The organism is Saccharopolyspora oryzae, assembly GCF_027853915.1.
In the GTDB taxonomy this organism is placed as follows: domain Bacteria; phylum Actinomycetota; class Actinomycetes; order Mycobacteriales; family Pseudonocardiaceae; genus Saccharopolyspora; species Saccharopolyspora oryzae.
Map to the genome: position 1 here is coordinate 37,749 of NZ_JAQGLA010000046.1, position 15,857 is coordinate 53,605.

At 69.9% G+C, this 15,857-nt stretch carries 13 protein-coding genes; 7 read left to right on the plus strand and 6 right to left on the minus strand.

Annotation, left to right across the window (positions count from 1 at the left end; all coding sequences use genetic code 11):
* Positions 1–111: 111 nt before the first annotated feature.
* Positions 112–606, plus strand: a complete 495-nt coding sequence (locus OU415_RS23905; protein WP_270951379.1) for a winged helix-turn-helix transcriptional regulator — start codon at positions 112–114, stop codon at positions 604–606.
* Positions 607–684: 78 nt separating this feature from the next.
* On the opposite strand, the gene OU415_RS23910 is transcribed toward OU415_RS23905, so the two are convergent.
* Positions 685–1,527, minus strand: coding sequence for a putative RNA methyltransferase (locus OU415_RS23910; protein WP_408641898.1), 843 nt, complete (start codon positions 1,525–1,527; stop codon positions 685–687).
* A 317-nt stretch (positions 1,528–1,844) separates the two neighbouring features.
* Here OU415_RS23910 and OU415_RS23915 point away from each other — a divergent pair, with 317 nt between their 5' ends.
* Positions 1,845–3,224 carry a lipase maturation factor family protein gene (locus OU415_RS23915; RefSeq protein WP_270951382.1) on the plus strand — a complete coding sequence of 460 codons (1,380 nt, stop codon included), beginning with the start codon at positions 1,845–1,847 and terminating at the stop codon, positions 3,222–3,224.
* Positions 3,225–3,287: 63 nt separating this feature from the next.
* On the opposite strand, the gene OU415_RS23920 is transcribed toward OU415_RS23915, so the two are convergent.
* The 4 genes from OU415_RS23920 to OU415_RS23935 all read right to left on the minus strand — a co-directional run bounded on the left by OU415_RS23920 (position 3,288) and on the right by OU415_RS23935 (position 7,628).
* On the minus strand, positions 3,288–4,517 hold the full coding sequence (locus OU415_RS23920; RefSeq protein WP_270951383.1) for an SAM-dependent methyltransferase: 1,230 nt from the start codon (positions 4,515–4,517) through the stop codon (positions 3,288–3,290).
* A gap of 60 nt (positions 4,518–4,577) precedes the next feature.
* On the minus strand, positions 4,578–5,957 hold the full coding sequence (locus OU415_RS23925; protein WP_270951385.1) for an FAD-binding oxidoreductase: 1,380 nt from the start codon (positions 5,955–5,957) through the stop codon (positions 4,578–4,580).
* 260 nt (positions 5,958–6,217) lie between these two features.
* Positions 6,218–7,195: an adenylate/guanylate cyclase domain-containing protein gene (locus OU415_RS23930; protein WP_270951386.1), complete on the minus strand. Its 978-nt coding sequence runs from the start codon at positions 7,193–7,195 to the stop codon at positions 6,218–6,220.
* On the minus strand, positions 7,176–7,628 hold the full coding sequence (locus OU415_RS23935; protein WP_270951388.1) for a universal stress protein: 453 nt from the start codon (positions 7,626–7,628) through the stop codon (positions 7,176–7,178). Before OU415_RS23935 ends, OU415_RS23930 begins: the two co-directional genes overlap by 20 nt.
* Positions 7,629–7,964: 336 nt before the next feature.
* Here OU415_RS23935 and OU415_RS23940 point away from each other — a divergent pair, with 336 nt between their 5' ends.
* From OU415_RS23940 to OU415_RS23955, 4 genes are all read left to right on the plus strand, one after another.
* Complete coding sequence (locus OU415_RS23940) at positions 7,965–9,410, plus strand: amino acid permease (RefSeq protein ID WP_270951390.1); 1,446 nt, start codon at positions 7,965–7,967, stop codon at positions 9,408–9,410.
* A gap of 289 nt (positions 9,411–9,699) precedes the next feature.
* Positions 9,700–10,632 carry a type I pantothenate kinase gene (coaA, locus tag OU415_RS23945; protein ID WP_270951391.1) on the plus strand — a complete coding sequence of 311 codons (933 nt, stop codon included), beginning with the start codon at positions 9,700–9,702 and terminating at the stop codon, positions 10,630–10,632.
* A 56-nt stretch (positions 10,633–10,688) separates the two neighbouring features.
* A complete protein-coding gene (locus OU415_RS23950; RefSeq protein WP_270951392.1) occupies positions 10,689–11,504 on the plus strand; it encodes an SDR family oxidoreductase in 816 nt (271 codons plus the stop codon).
* A 100-nt stretch (positions 11,505–11,604) separates the two neighbouring features.
* Positions 11,605–12,348, plus strand: a complete 744-nt coding sequence (locus OU415_RS23955) for a metallophosphoesterase family protein (RefSeq protein ID WP_270951394.1) — start codon at positions 11,605–11,607, stop codon at positions 12,346–12,348.
* A gap of 43 nt (positions 12,349–12,391) precedes the next feature.
* On the opposite strand, the gene OU415_RS23960 is transcribed toward OU415_RS23955, so the two are convergent.
* Complete coding sequence (locus tag OU415_RS23960) at positions 12,392–14,047, minus strand: PucR family transcriptional regulator (protein WP_270951395.1); 1,656 nt, start codon at positions 14,045–14,047, stop codon at positions 12,392–12,394.
* Positions 14,048–14,194: 147 nt separating this feature from the next.
* Between OU415_RS23960 and pruA the strand changes: the two genes are divergently transcribed.
* On the plus strand, positions 14,195–15,823 hold the full coding sequence (gene pruA / locus OU415_RS23965; protein ID WP_270951399.1) for an L-glutamate gamma-semialdehyde dehydrogenase: 1,629 nt from the start codon (positions 14,195–14,197) through the stop codon (positions 15,821–15,823).
* Positions 15,824–15,857: the final 34 nt, after the last annotated feature.

Here is a 15,857-nt window from a genome sequence, read left to right on the forward strand (position 1 = left end):
GAGCGAAGCCGACCGCGCCGAGAGCTGATTGCACTTTGCAATCGGATGATTGGCAATGCGGCTCCAACCGGAGGCATAATGCAAGCAGTTCCGCAGGAGTGGGGAGGTCCGGTGAAGGACGCGCACCGTTCGGGGTGTCCGATCAACCTCGCCGTCGAAGTGCTCGGCGACAAGTGGTCGCTGGTCGTCATCCGCGACCTGATGTTCGGCAACCGCAGGCACTTCCGCGAACTGCTGCACAACTCCGAGGAGGGGATCGCCTCGAACATCCTCTCCGCGCGGCTGCAGCGGCTCACCGAGCACGGCCTGGTGTCCAAGGCCGCCGACCCCACCCACAAGCAGAAGGTGATCTACAGCCTCACCGAGCCGGCGATCCAGCTCGTCCCCGTGCTGGCCCAGCTCGGCGCGTGGGGACGCCGCCACCTGCCGGTGACGCGCGAGCTGTCCATCCGCGCGGAGCTGCTGGAGCGCGGCGGCCCCGAGCTGTGGGAGGAGTTCATGGACGAGCTGCGCGAGCAGCACCTGGGCATCCCCCGCCCGGAAGGAGCGGAGTCGGTCTTCGCCCGGCTCCAAGCCGCCTACGAAGCCGAAGTCGCCCGCGGATGATCCCTGGTCAGGCCTCGTGAGCACTTTCCGGCGCCATAGCACCGAAAAGTGCTCACGAGCCACCACCTGCGGAAAGCGTCAACGCCGGGGTCGGTAACTGGCGATCGTGACCGATGCGACCGGAGCGATGGGCTGCGGCAGAGCTGCGATCTGGGCGCGGAGGGCTTCGGGATCCGAGTGCCAGGCGCTGGGGCCCATCGCCACCACCGCCTCGGCTTCCGATGCCGCCAGGGAGAGCCGGAACTCGCAGGTCCGCTGAGAGATCAGGTCGAAGTGGTCGGCCAGCTGCGCGGTCAGGCGCTCCTGCTTGCGCTCGTCGACCTTGAGCAGGCCGAGCACGCCGACCAGGTCCGCCAGGTGCCCGGAGTTCGGCACGACCACCACGAGCCGCCCGTCCGGACGCAGGACGCGGTGCATCTCGACGGCGTTGCGAGGCGCGAAGACGTTCAGCAGCGCTGATGCTGCACCGGTGCGCACCGGCAGCGTCTGCCAGGCGTCGGCGACCGCCGCGCTCATGCGCGGGTGCGCCTTGGCCGCGCGGCGCGAGGCGTACTTCGAGACGTCCAACGCGAGGCCCACGCGGTCCGAGTCCGCCAGGGCACGGGCCAGGTAGTAGCCGGTCCCCGCACCGATGTCGACCACGCAGCCCTCGACGTCGGACACCGCTCCGGCCACCGCATCGGCGATCGGCGCGTAGTGGCCCGCGGCCAGGAAGTCCGCTCGGGCCGCGACCATCGCCGCCGTGTCCCCGACGACCTTCGTGCCGCCGGGGAGCAGGCTGACGTAGCCCTGGCGGGCGATGTCGAACACGTGGTTCGCCGCGCAGCGCAGGCTGTTGCCCGCCCGCCCCAGATCGGCACCGCAATGCGGGCAGGCCAGCACCGCCACAACCTCGTCCAGCAAACCAGCCCTCCACCGCATCGTCCGCCGTGCAAGTCTAAAAGCATGGTTTGACGTGGTCGTTTTGCGTAGCGGTGCGGGTGGCGGAACCTCAGCGCCCGCCTGGACTCCGGGTGCCCGACTTTATGTATGCCAATACACGGCAGCCGGGCCGTCCTCGCCAGGCGAACGCTGAGAACCCGCAGCGGTGCAAGCGCCGAGGGTGGGCTATTCGCCTGGCGGCGAATCAAAGACGAAAGATCAAAGATCGTGATAAGCGACGATCTCCAAGAGTCCGCGGTCCGGGGGTTGCGCGAAGCCGTCGAACAGCTGGGACGGTGAGGACGATGTGGGACTGGATGGCAGCACCGGACTACTGGGCCGCGCGGTTCGCGGTCTCGCACTTGGTCGCCATCACCTACCTGCTGGGATTCGTCAGCGCGCTGCGCCAGTTCCGGGGGCTGCTCGGCGAACGCGGGCTGACCCCCATCCCCCGGTTCCTGGCGCACGTCCCGTTCCGGACCTCGCCCAGCCTGTTCCACCTGCACTACTCCGACCGGTTCTTCGCAGGCGTCTGCTGGGTGGGCGTCCTCGGCAGCGTGCTCGCGCTGTTCGCCGACCTGGCGCCGCTGTGGGCGTGGCTGGTGCTCTGGACGGTGCTGTGGGCGCTGTACCTGTCGATCGTCAACGTCGGGCAGGTCTGGTACTCGTTCGGCTGGGAGTCGCTGCTGCTGGAGGCCGGGTTCCTGGCGATCTTCCTCGGCCCCGCCGAGATCGCGCCGCCGACGCTGGTGCTGTGGTTGCTGACCTGGCTGCTGTTCCGGGTGGAGTTCGGCGCCGGGCTGATCAAGATGCGCGGCGACGCCTGCTGGCGGGACCTGACCGCGCTGTACTACCACCACGAGACCCAGCCGATGCCCGGCCCGCTGAGCCGCTGGTTCCACTGGCTGCCGCGCCCGCTGCACAAGACCGAGGTGCTGGCCAACCACTTCACCCAGCTGGTCGTGCCGTTCCTGCTGTTCGCCCCGCAGCCGGTCGCCTCGGCGGCCGGGCTGGTCGTGGTGGCGACGCAGGGCTGGTTGATGCTCAGCGGGAACTTCGCCTGGCTGAACCTGCTGACCATCACGCTGGCGTTCTCCACGATGAGCCTGCCCCGGGCCGGACCGGCCGCCGGCCTGCCACCGTGGTTCGCCGCACTGGTGCTGGTGCTGGCGGTGGTGTTCGCGGTGCTGAGCTACTGGCCGGTGCGCAACATGCTCGGCAAGCGCCAGGTGATGAACCGCAGCTTCAACAAGCTGCACCTGGGCAACACCTACGGCGCGTTCGGCAGCATCACCCGCACCCGCTACGAGGTCGTCGTGCAGGGCGCGGCCGACGTCGACGCCGAGTGGCGGGAGTACGGGTTCAAGGGCAAGCCCGGCGATCCGAATCGCCGCCCACCGCAGGTCGCGCCCTACCACCTGCGCCTGGACTGGCTGATGTGGTTCCTAGCCCTGTCCCCCACCTACGGCCGGACCTGGCTGCCCGCCCTGGTCGAAGCACTCCTCCGCAACGACGACCAGGTCCTGCGCCTGCTCCGCCACAACCCGTTCCCGGACCGGCCACCGCTCCTGATCCGGGCGGACCTCTACCGCTACCGCTTCGCCACCCGCGCCGAGCACCGCGAGACCGGGGCCTTCTGGATCCGCACCCGGGTCGGCGACTTCGTCCCACCCCTGACCCTCGACGACCTGGTGTGACCTGCGGAGACGTCCCGTGAGCACTTTGGGTCGTCATAGCAGCCCAAAGTGCTCACGGTGCTCTCACCAGGCCGGGCGGAGCGGGTAGTGGGCGTCGGTGCCGTCGAGGCGGACCCCGAGGACCTGGTGGAGCTGGACGATGTTGCGCTCGAAGCCCAGGCGGCAGGCCGCCATGTACAGGCGCCACACGCGCGCCCGGTCGAGGCCGACCTCCGCGACCGCTTCGCCCCAGTGCGCCTCGAGGTTCTCGCACCAGCCGGCGAGGGTCAGGGCGTAGTGCTCGCGCAGGTTCTCCTCGTGGCGGACCTCGAAACCGTTGTCGTTCATCGCCGACACCAGGGTGCCCACCGGTTCCAGCTCGCCGTCCGGGAAGACGTAGCGGCCGATGAACTTGCCCGGCCGCGCCCCGTGGCTGCCGTCGGGGCGGGTGATGCAGTGGTTGAGCAGCCGCCCGCCGGGCACCAGCTTGTCGCGCAAGAACGAGAAGTAGGACGGCAGCTGCGCCAGGCCGATGTGCTCGGTGAGCCCGATCGAGCTGACCGCGTCGAACCCGGTCTCGGTGACGTCGCGGTAGTCCAGGTGGCGGACCTCGGCCAGGTCGGCCAGGCCCCGCTCGGCGATGGCCTTCTGCGCCCACTGCGCCTGCTGCCGGGACAGCGTCACGCCGAGCGCGCGGACCCCGTAGTGCTCGGCCGCGTGCATCACCATGCCGCCCCAGCCGCAGCCCACGTCGAGCAGCCGCATGCCCTCCTGCAACCCGAGCTTGCGCGCCACCAGGTCGTGCTTGGTGAACTGCGCTTCCTCCAAAGTGGACGTCTCGGACGGGTACACCGCGCAGGTGTAGGCCATCGACGGTCCCAGCACCCACTCGTAGAACCGGTTGGACACGTCGTAGTGGTAGGCGATAGAGGTGCTGTCGCGGCGCTTGGAGTGCCGCCAGCCGCGCCCGCGGTGCTCGACCGCCGGCGGCTTGACCGGCCACCACAGCCGGTACCCGGCCAGCTTCACCAGCAGCTCGCGGCGCAAGCTCGGCGGGATCTCCTCCAGCGCCACCGACGGGAACGACGACAACGCCGCGTACATGTCGCCGTGCACCTCGAGCGCCCCGGTGACGTAGGCGCGGGCCAGCCCGAGCTCGCCGGGAGCCGCCGCCAGGTGCGAAAGCGCCAGCGGGGAGCGGACTTCCACGCAGACCTCGGCACCCGGCGGCCCGGTCCGGCTGCCGTCGAAGGCACGGATCTCCACCGGGGTACCGCCCCCGAGGACGCGCGCGAACACCTCTGCCCAGCCCATCAGCGAATCCCCTTCCTGGCTCAGACGACTACGCGAACCTGGCGCCAGTCCTTGCCGAAATCACCTTTCCCGGACGCACTTCTCGTACAGCCCGGGCAGCCGGTGCTGCGGGTCGTAGCGCTCCTTCAACCGCTCGTACACCGGCTGGTTGTAGAGCCGCCAGAACTCCTCCTCGGTGTAGTAGGAGTTGGAGTACAGCGACTTGTGCCCGTCGAGCTCGCCCACCACGCGCTCGATCGCCCGGTTGTGCCGTCCCGGCGCTTCGCCCCGGCGGAGCGGCACCGTGGACCAGAAGCCGACGTTGACGTACAGCTCGTCGGGATCCATCGGGTACAGCGGCCAGCCCTTGCGGTCGCGCAGCTGCACCGGGCACAGCCACACCGGGGAGATGCCGATGTCGCGGTGGAAGAACTCCAGGAACTCCGGCAGCCGGTCGACCGGGATCTCCACGTCCTGGATCACCGGCTCGTTGACGCCCCGGCCGCGCAGCACCGCGATCCGGTCGGTCACCGCGTGCTTGCGGTCCCAGGCCACGATGCGGCGGTAGACGTCGGAGCGGCGGTACTGCCGCGGCCAGAACCGCCGCACCACCGGGTGCTGCGCGCCGAACGCGCGGGAGCACCAGAACCAGTCGGTGTCCCACCGCCACAGGTAGTCGTGGATGCGCAGGTAGTCGGTGCGCCGCTGCTGCAGGGAGCGGTAGTAGACCTGCTGCCCGGTGTAGTCGCTGGTGAACGGCGCTTCGTCCACATAGGACCCGAGTGTCAGGTACTGCTCGCGGGCGCTGAAGACGGTGCCGTCGAGGAAGTCGACCGGGTGCCCGTCGTAGCTGCGGTCGCGGCAGATCTGCGCGATGGCGTCCGCGCACTCCCGCGCCGTGCCGAACCGGACGTGCTGCAACCGCACGTACGGGCGAACCTGCTCCAGCTCGATCTCCAGCCGCAGCGCGTAGCCCAGCGTGCCGTAGGAGTTGGGGAACCCGCGGTGCAGCTCGGCGTGCTCGTTGTCCGCACGGGCGCGCACGACTTCCCCGGATCCGGTGAGGATCTCCATCTCCCGCACCGATTCGTGCGGCAGCCCGCTGCGGAAGGAGGTGGATTCGATGCCGAGACCGGCCACCGCGCCGCCGAGCGTGATCGTCTTCAGCTGCGGCACGACCAGCGGGATGTGCCCGGACGGCAGCAGCGCGTCGACGACGCTCTCGTAGGTCGCCATGCCCTGCACCTGCGCGGTGCGGTTGGCGGTGTCCACCTCCAGCACGCGGTCGAAGCCCCCGACGTCCAGGCCCGGACCTGCGGACGGGTCGCGGAACCGGAACAGGTTGGAGGTGGGTTTGGCCAAGCGCACCGGTGCGCCGGCGGGCAGTCGCCCGTACTGCGCGACCAGAGCGGCTACGTCGTCGGAATGGCTACCCGTCACGGCTGTTCCCCGATCCGCCATGCCCCCGACTCTATTGCCGGGACTGGCGGCGGGCATCCGCTTTTCCACCCGCGAACCGGGCCGCAACGACCCGCACGACGCCGGACGCGCCCACCGGCGATCACGAAATCGCAGGTGGCGACGGCTGGCGTCGCTTATCAAACACGCTTGCTTGCAGCAAGCATGCACAGCATGAATTCGATCACATGGACTAGTCCCAGCGGCTTGACTCGCGCGCACCTCGGAGTACGTCAGCAGCCCGAGGTGCGCGCCGGAGGAGATCAGTCGGCGCGGCGCAGCGCCCAGGCGCGGAGACCGCGGAAGCCCTGGACCTTGGTCGGGCCGACCGAGATCAGGCGGTAGTCCGGGTGGTCCCGCAGCGACGCCGCCAGTTCGCGGTCCACCAGCACCGACGCCGGGCGGGCCACCGAGGTCAGGCGGCTGGCGATGTTCACCGTCGAGCCGTAGACGTCGCCGAAGCGGGCCAGCACCGACCCCTGCGCGAGCCCGATGCGCAGCGGCGGCAGCAGGTCGTCCTTGGCGATCTCCTCGTTGAGCGACAACGCGATCTCGGCGGCCTCGGCGGCGGTGTCGGCCACGAACAGCACCTCGTCGCCGACCGTCTTGATGACCCGGCCGTGGTTCTCCGCGACCACACCGCTGGCCAGCGACTCGAAGCCGTCGATCAGCCGGGTCAGCTCCAGCTCGGTGAAGTCCCGGATCAGCCGGGTGTAGCCGACCAGGTCGGCGAAGCCGATCACCTGCACCCGCACGTCGGTGCCCGGGTCGCGCTCGGCGAGCTCCCGCGAGGCGCTGGCCGCCAGGTGCCGCCGCCACACGTAGTCCTGCATCTGCTCCATCACCGGCAGGATCACCGAGGCGACCTGGGCGGTGGTCTCGACGTCCACCGCGAACTTGTCGCCCAGCAGCGACTTGAAGATCCCGACCTGCCACTCGGCCAGCCGGGACATCGTCTGCGCCAGCGAGCGGGCCACCGCCGACTCCAGCTCCGGCGGGATCACCTCGGCCGAGACCAGCTCCACCAGCGAGCGCAGCGCGGCGACGTCGGCGTCGGTGAACACCACCGCCTCGTCGTCGACGTGGGCGAAGCCCATCGCCTGCCACAGCTGCTCGGCACGCCGGACGGGGACGCCCGCGGCGGCCGCCACCTGGTCCTTCGTGTAGCGCGCGGCACCGCCGAGGATCGTGCTCTCGATCTGGTTGCCGCGTGCGGTCGGCTTATCGCGTGGTTCGGACAACGAGCACATCGCATTCTGCTCGGCGCGAGACCTCGGACGGCACCGAGCCGAGGATCCGCCCCTTCAACGTGTTCAACCCGCGGCTGCCGATGACCAGCAGGTCAGCCGCTTCCTTCTCCGCGGCGGCCAGCAGCACGCCGATCGGCGCCCCGACCGCGGCGGAGGTGTCCACCAGCCGCGCCCCCGCTCCGCGGGCGACGTCGGTGGCCTCCCGCAGCGTGGCCTCGGCCGGTGCCGAGCCGACCACCTGGAAGGCCTCGTCGCCCAGCTCGTCGCGCGCCTGCTCGACGTCGCGCTCCGGCGTCGGGTAGTAGGCGCAGACGATCACCAGCCGAGCGGCCGAGTCGCCCGCGACGGCACCCGCGCGGGCCACCGCGCGCAGCGAGGGCTCCGAGCCGTCGGTCCCGACGACCACGGTGCGGTAACTGGACATCGCACTCCTACTTCCACTGGCTGATTCTGCGCCTGGCACCGGCGTGAACCCTAACGACCGCGATGCCGCCCGGTCACGGTTCGCGACGCAGCGCGTTCAGCTGTGAGCGGACCTACACGCCACGACCGGCCGTTTTGTCGAGACGGCCAAACGGAGTGGCCATCTCTCATCCGACCCCACAACATGATTGCGCTCCGCATCCGCGTAGGTTTCGCCAACAACGTGCAAACCATTCGGTGATCCAGGACACGGACGACGTTGCGCGGGACGTTCGCCGGGCCGAATCACGCCATGTACGTAACCTTTCGCGCATAGAGAACCACCAGGAGCAGAACCGTGACCGCACCACACCTCCAGCCTGGGCGGGGCATATTCCGTCGGAAGCCGATCGACTCCATCACCGAGGACACCGGTGGCGGTGGCCTGCAGAAGTCGCTCGGGTTGTGGCAGCTGACGGCCATCGGCGTCGGCGGCATCATCGGCGCGGGGATCTTCTCGCTGGCGGGTGCGGTGGCCAACGAGAAGGCCGGCCCCGCGGTGCTGATCTCGTTCCTGATCGCCGGCATCGCCAGCGCGGCAGCGGCGTTCTCCTACGCCGAGTTCGCGGGCATGATCCCCAAGGCCGGTTCGGCCTACACCTACGGCTACGCCGTGCTCGGCGAGGTCGTCGGCTGGCTGATCGGCTGGGACCTGCTGCTGGAGTACACCGCGATCGTCGCGGTGGTGGCCATCGGCATCTCCGGCTACTTCAACGAGCTGATCGGCTTCCTCGGCATCGACCTGCCGACGTGGATGATGGGCGCCCCGGGCACCGAGGACGGCGCCGCACCTCCGGGCAGCTACAAGGTCAACCTGTTCGCGATGCTGCTGTGCCTGCTGATCGCCTTCATCCTCAACCAGGGCATGAAGAGCGCCGCCCGGTTCGAGACGCTGCTGGTGTACCTGAAGGTCGCCGTGGTGCTGGTCGTCATCGTCGTCGGCGCGTTCCACATCAACGCGGGCAACTACAACCCGTTCTTCCCGTTCGGCATCAGCGGCGCGTTCGCCGGAGCCGCGACGGTGTTCTTCGCGGTGTTCGGCTACGACGCGATGAGCACCGCGGCCGAGGAGTCCAAGGACGCCCAGAAGCACATGCCGAAGGCGATCATGTACTCGCTGGCCATCTCGATGGTGCTCTACGTGCTGGCCTGCCTGGTGCTCACCGGCATGGTCCCGTACACCCACATCAACAGCGAGGCCGCCTTCACCGCCGCGTTCACCGACGTCGGCCTGCCGGTGGTCGGCGCGATCATCGCGGTCGGCGCCATCCTGGGCATCCTGACCGTGCTGTTCACCTTCATGCTCGGCGTGACCCGCGTCGGCTACGCGATGAGCCGCGACGGGCTGCTGCCGCAGTGGTTCGCCAAGACCCACCCGGTGCGCAAGGTGCCGACCCGGTTCACCTGGCTGATCGGCATCGCCTCGGCGCTGATCGCCGGCCTGCTGCCGATCGGTGAGGCCGCCGAGCTGACCAACATCGGCATCCTGCTGGCGTTCGTCATCGTGTGCGCCTCGGTGATCGTGCTCCGCTACAAGCGGCCCGACATCAAGCGCGGCTTCAAGTGCCCGGGCATGCCGATCGTGCCGATCATCGGCATCGTGTTCTCGATCTGGCTGGTCACCTTCCTCGACCCGGTGACCTGGCTGCGCTTCGCGGTCTGGTTCGCCATCGGCCTGGCGATCTACTTCGCCTACGGCTACCGCAAGTCGAAGCTCAACACCCCGGAGAACACCGAGAGCTGACCCGCCCCCCCCCCCGGTCCCGACGACCGGCCCCCGCAGAACGCCGGATCGCGCACTCCCCCAGCGCGGTCCGGCGTTCTGCCGTCCGGCGCGAATTCAATGGAAATCGAAGGTCCGATTTCCATTGAATTCGGTCCCCGTGGAAGTATTCCTCCGCAGGGCGGAATGTCGCGATCGATCAAGCGTGTTCGCTGCGTCTCAGCGTGGAGTGGATCACAGCGCGGAGGGCCTTCTGGCGCTTAGGGTTCCGCACGGAGTTCCTGCCGGGCCTCAACGCTGAGGGGTGCCTGTGACGCGCGTTCGCGAACTGAGCCCATATGTCGAACTGCACCGGGACCAGTGGCGGGAACTGCGAGATTCCCTGCCGCTGCCGCTGACCGAGGACGAGCTGGTCGCCCTGCGCGGGCTCGGCGAGCAGGTCGACCTGGCCGAGGTCGCCGACGTCTACCTCCCGCTGTCGCGGCTGATCAGCCTGCAGGTGGCCGCCCGCCAGCGGCTGCACGAGTCCACCACGACGTTCCTGGGCGACGAGACGCGCGGCACCAAGGTGCCGTTCGTGATCGGCATCGCGGGCAGCGTCGCGGTCGGCAAGTCGACCACCGCCCGGCTGCTGCGCACCCTGCTGGCCCGCTGGCCCGACCACCCGCGCGTGGACCTGGTGACCACCGACGGCTTCCTCTACCCGAAGGCCGAACTGGTCCGCCGCGGCCTGATGCACCGCAAGGGCTTCCCGGAGAGCTACGACCGCCGCGCGCTGCTGCGCTTCGTCACCGAGGTGAAGTCCGGCGCCCCGGAGGTGGCCGCGCCGGTGTACTCGCACGTGGCCTACGACATCCTGCCCGACGAGCACAACGTGGTGCGCCAGCCCGACATCCTGATCATCGAGGGCCTCAACGTCCTGCAGCCCGGGCCGAGCCTGACGGTGTCGGACCTGTTCGACTTCTCCATCTACGTCGACGCGCACACCGACCACATCGCCCGCTGGTACGCGGACCGCTTCCTGACCCTGCGCAACACGGCCTTCGCGAACCCCGACTCGCACTTCCACCACTTCGCGAACCTCTCCGACGAAGAAGCCCGGGCCGAAGCGGACCACCTCTGGCGCACGATCAACGAGCCGAACCTGGTGGACAACATCCTCCCCACCCGCCCCAGGGCGACCCTGGTGCTGCGCAAGGACATCGACCACTCGATCAACCGAGTACGCCTCCGCAAGCTCTGACGAGCCCGGACAATTCGGTGGCGGCGGTCCGCGCTTCCGCCCTAGCCTGCCTCGCTGTGGACGAACTCTCGCGCGACCCGATCCCGCTGCGCGGCCGGACCGCGCTGGTGACCGGGGTCAGCCGCCGCCGGGGCATCGGATACGCGATCGCGCGGCGGTTGGCGGCCTACGGCGCCTCGGTGTTCCTGCAGCACCACCAGCCGCACGACGCCGAACAGCCTTGGGGTGCCGACGATCTCGACGCGGTGCTCGCCGGTGTCGCGGAGCAGCTGGTGCCCGAGGCGCGGATCGCCGACGCCGGGGTCGACCTGGCCGAACCCGATGCGCCGCAGCAGCTCGTCGACGCGGTCGTGGCCGAATTCGGGCACCTCGACGTCCTGATCTGCAACCACGCGCGCAGCGGCGGCGACGGAGCGCTCGGCGAACTCGATGCGGCCGTGCTCGACGGGCACTGGATCGTCAACACCAGGTCGTCGATCCTCCTGGCGCAGGCGTTCGCCGCCCAGCACGACGGGCGCCCGGGCGGGCGCATCGTGTTCATGACCTCCGGCCAGCAGCAAGGCCCGATGCCCGGCGAAGTCGCTTACGCCGCGGCCAAGGGCGCGCTCGCCGAAATCACCCTGACCCTGTCCGACCAGCTGGCGGACACCGGGATCACGACGAACGCGGTCAACCCCGGCCCGGTCGACACCGGCTACCTGGACGAACCGACCTGGCGCACGATCCGCCCGATGTTCCCCCTCGGCCGCTACGGCGAACCCGACGACCCGGCCCGCCTGATCGCCTGGCTGACCACCGACGAAGCCCGCTGGATCACCGGCCAAGTCCTCAACACCGAAGGCGGCTTCGCCCGCTGGCGCCCCCGCGCTTGACCACCGCCCACGCGAGTCGCTGCCGGCGCGGAGGGCGTTCGGCGGTTGGCGAAATCGTTGGGGTTGGGGTGATCGCCGGGTGAGGATGGTGACCCGGTCGATGAGGAGGTTTCCCGTGCGGGTTGCGGTTCTGGCTGATGTGCATGGCAATGTGCCTGCTTTGGAGGCCGTGCTTCGGGACGTAGCCGCCGCTGGCGTTGACGCCGTTGTGCTGAACGGCGATATCGCCGGCGGGCCGATGCCGGGCGAGACGCTGGATCGGCTCGCCGAGCTCGGTGAGCGGGCGATCTGGGTTCACGGCAACGGCGAACGCGAACTCGTCGAGGCCTACGACCGCGTGCCCGGCCGGGTCGAAGACGAACGCACCGAGTACTGCGCATCTCGTTTGTCGCGGCAGCAACGGGATCTGATCGCGGACCTCCCGATGTCGGTGGTCCTGGACGTCACCGGGCTCGGGCCGGTCCGGTTCTGCCACGCCACGATGCGCGACGACGCCGAGATGGTGCTCGTGGACTCGTCGGTCGATCTCTACCGCGAGGCCTTCGCCGGGTCGGACGAGGCGACCGTGGTGCTCGGCCACACGCACATGCCCTTCGACCGGCTGGCCGACCGCCGCCGGTTCGTCAACCCGGGCAGCGTCGGAATGCCGTACGGCGGAACGGGCGCGTACTGGGCGCTGCTCGGCCCCGACGTCGTGCTGCGCCGCACCGACTACGACCTGAACGCCGCCGCGGAAACGCTCCGCGCAGCCGCCCCCGACTTCCCCGACATCGCCGAGTTCATCGAGGCCAACCTCCTGACCACGGCGTCCGACGCGGAAGCCCTCGCCGCCTTCTCCGCCTGATCAGGTCGTGAGTGCGTAACAGTGTTCGAACACTGTTACGCACTCACGACCTTCGGACGCGGCGGGCGAGGAGGAGTTGGAGGTGGGCGTTGAGGCGTTCTGAGGGGTTCGCCAGGTCGATTCCGGTGATCTCGCCTGCTCGGCGGACCCGGTAGCGGAGGGTGTTGGGGTGGACGTGCAGGCGGTCGCTGGCCGCTCGGACGTCGCCGAAGGCCTCCAGGTAGGCCAGCAGCGAGCGCGCCAGGCCCGTTCCGTGCTCCGCGTCGTGCTCGTGCAGGGCCGTCAGGCGGGCGTCGCGGAAGCGCTCGTTGCCCTGCAGGACGGTCAGGAGCTCGCTGATCACCACCTGCGCGCGGACGTCGGAGATGGTCGCGACCTCCGCGTGCAGGTCGTGCGTCATCGCGTCGAGGATCCGGTCGGCTTCGTTGCGGGACTCGGCCACCTCGTCCAGCGTCCGCACCGCCGAGCCGACGCCCACCTGCACGCGCGCCCGCACGTGCAGGTGGGCCGCCGCGACGATCTCCCTCGTCAAGCTCAGCGCCGAGCTGCCCGCTGAGCGCTCGGCCAGGTCCGGCAGCAGCACGTACACCCGCGAGCCGATCGTGGTGACCAGCGCGCTGCGGCGGTACGCCGAGGCGTGCACCGAGATCAGGCTGGTCATCTCCGCGCGTTGCAGCTCCAGCTCGGAGCGGTCCGCGGTGGGCTCCGACGGGCGCAGGGTGAAGACCACGACCACCGCTGGTTTCGTCGCATCCGCGCCGATGTTGTCGGCCACCGACTGCGCGTCGATGCGACCGTCGAGCAGCCCGGCCAGCAGGTTCTCGCGGAAGCGCGGCCCGGCGGTGGCCTCGGTGCGCTGCCGGACGAGCTGCAGCGCCGCCACCCGCGCCGCGCCCAGCAGGGCCCGCTCGGAGCGCTCGGACAGCGGGCGGGTGCTCTCCTGCACCCAGATCGAGCCGAGCGGCTGGGCCCCGGCGTGGATGCCCACCGCCATCCGACGGCGGATGCCCAGGTCGGGCCGCTCGTCAATGCGGACCACCTCCTCGCCCGCGCGAAGTCGCTGGTAGACGCCCCAGTCGCGGAGCATCGCCAGGTACGGCTCGGGACCTTGGCGGCCCAGGATGGACAGCCGGCGCAGCTCGTCGACCTCGTCGTCGGAGCGCGAGTAGGCCAGCACCCGGCTCGCGGTGTCCTCGATCGACACGATGCCGTCGGTCATCGCCGCCACCGTCTGGGCCAGCGAGAACAGGTCGCCGAGGGCCTCCCCCACGTCGGCGTCGGTGGTCAGCCGGGCGTTGTCGATCGCCGAGCGGGCGAAGGACTCCAGGCGTTCCCAGCGCACTTCCGGCCGGACGCCGAGCAGCGCGATGCCGCAGTCGATCGCGGTGTCGCGCAGCACCCGGACGTCGGAATCGGGGCCGACCTTCACCGCGACGGCCACCGCGCCCTCGCGCGCCGCCGCCCGGACCAGCCGCACCGCGGCCCGTCCGCGGGCGCCGATGACCAGCACGAAATCGCCGCTCCGACCGCTGCCGGACTCCTCCTCCGGGTCGACAATGACAACGTCACGCACCTCGACGTCGAATCCTCGAGGCGCGGCGAGCACGTCGACCAGGGGTTCTCCGACAGCGATGAGGAGCTGGCGCAACGGCACTCCGGCCACGGCGACGCCGACCGCGTCGACCTCGACATCGCGCACGTGAACTCCACTTGTTCAACCGGACAACCCGATATGGACAACGATAGCCGATCGGACAAGCTCCATCGGCTAACGAAACCTTAACCTCCCAAGTAACAGCGGCTCTTCCGCACGACAGCGACTTCTCACAAGGAGGCGAACTTGGCCATGGACGCCATCACCTCGGTACCGGTTCCGTACAACGAGCCGGTCAAGGGCTACGCGCCCGGATCGCCGGAGCGCGAGTCGCTGCAGAAGCGGGTCGCGGAACTGGAGTCCGAGCAGGTCGAGCTGACCCAGACCATCGGTGGCGTGCAGCGCATGGCCGGTGGCGACCGGTTCGACGTCGTCCAGCCGCACGACCACAAGCACGTGCTGGGCACCGCCGCGCAGGCCACCGCCGAGGACGTCGCCGCCGCCGTGCAGGCCGCCAAGGACGCCGCCCCGGCGTGGGCCGCGACCTCGTTCGACGAGCGCGCCGCCGTGCTGCTGCGCGCCGCCGACCTGCTGGCCGGCCCGTGGCGCGACACGATCAACGCCGCGACCATCCTGGGCCAGTCGAAGTCGGCCCAGCAGGCCGAGATCGACGCCGCCTGCGAGTTCATCGACTTCCTGCGGTTCAACGCGCACTACGCGCGGCAGATCATCGCCGAGCAGCCGCGGTCGGTCCCCGGCGAGTGGAACCGGATGGACTACCGCCCGCTGGACGGCTTCGTCACCGCGATCACCCCGTTCAACTTCACCGCCATCGCGGGCAACCTGCCCACCGCCCCGGCGCTGATGGGCAACACCGTGGTGTGGAAGCCGACCCCCTCGCAGCAGTTCGCCGCGCACTTCACCATGCGGCTGTTCGAGGCGGCCGGTCTGCCCAAGGGCGTGATCAACCTGGTCACCGGTGACGGCCAGGCCGTCTCCGACGTGGCGCTGACCGACCCGGGCTTCGCCGGTCTGCACTTCACCGGCTCCACCGCCACCTTCAAGAAGCTGTGGCGGATCATCGGCGACAACCTGGACTCCTACCGCAGCTACCCGCGCATCGTCGGGGAGACCGGCGGCAAGGACTTCATCGTCGTGCACCCGTCCGCGGACCCGGCCCCGCTGGCCACCGCGTTCGCCCGCGGCGCCTTCGAGTACCAGGGCCAGAAGTGCTCGGCGGCCTCCCGCGCCTACGTGCCGCGCTCCATCTGGGAAGGCGGCCTGCGCGAGGAGCTGGCGGAGCTGACCCGCAGCATCCGCTACGGCGACGTCACCGACTTCTCCTACTTCGGCGGCGCCGTCATCGACGCCCGCGCCTTCGCCAAGCACAAGGCGGCTCTGGACCGGGCCAAGGCCACCGACACCATCGAGGTGCTGGCCGGCGGCGGCTACGACGACTCGGTCGGCTACTTCGTCGAGCCCACCGTGCTGGTCTGCAGCGACCCGAGCGACGAGGTGTTCACCACCGAGTACTTCGGTCCGATCATCGCGGTGCACGTCTACGACGACGGCAAGTACTCCGAGGTCCTCGACGTCGTCGACGCCTCCAGCCCGTACGCGCTGACCGGTGCGGTGTTCGCCACCGACCGCAGCGCCATCGACGAGGCGCACCAGAAGCTGCGCGGCGCGGCCGGCAACTTCTACGTCAACGACAAGCCCACCGGCTCGATCGTCTCCCGCCAGCCCTTCGGCGGCAGCCGGGCCTCCGGCACCAACGACAAGGCCGGTTCGCTGCTGAACATCCAGCGCTGGACCAGCCCCCGGGCCATCAAGGAGACCTGGGACGCGCCGATCGGCATCGGCTACCCGCACATGGGCTGAGTCGTGGGGGGGGGGCGGGGGGGGGGGGGCCCCC

What these genes read in the sequence shown, in the direction of transcription:
- OU415_RS23910 (WP_408641898.1), bottom strand. Translation starts at nt 1,527, where the DNA reads ATGCGGTGGAGGGCTGGTTTGCTGGACGAGGTTGTGGCGGTGCTGGCC.
- OU415_RS23915 (WP_270951382.1), top strand. Translation starts at nt 1,845, where the DNA reads ATGGCAGCACCGGACTACTGGGCCGCGCGGTTCGCGGTCTCGCACTTG.
- OU415_RS23920 (WP_270951383.1), bottom strand. Translation starts at nt 4,517, where the DNA reads ATGGGCTGGGCAGAGGTGTTCGCGCGCGTCCTCGGGGGCGGTACCCCG.
- OU415_RS23925 (WP_270951385.1), bottom strand. Translation starts at nt 5,957, where the DNA reads ATGGCGGATCGGGGAACAGCCGTGACGGGTAGCCATTCCGACGACGTA.
- OU415_RS23935 (WP_270951388.1), bottom strand. Translation starts at nt 7,628, where the DNA reads ATGTCCAGTTACCGCACCGTGGTCGTCGGGACCGACGGCTCGGAGCCC.
- OU415_RS23955 (WP_270951394.1), top strand. Translation starts at nt 11,605, where the DNA reads ATGAGGAGGTTTCCCGTGCGGGTTGCGGTTCTGGCTGATGTGCATGGC.
- pruA (WP_270951399.1), top strand. Translation starts at nt 14,195, where the DNA reads ATGGACGCCATCACCTCGGTACCGGTTCCGTACAACGAGCCGGTCAAG.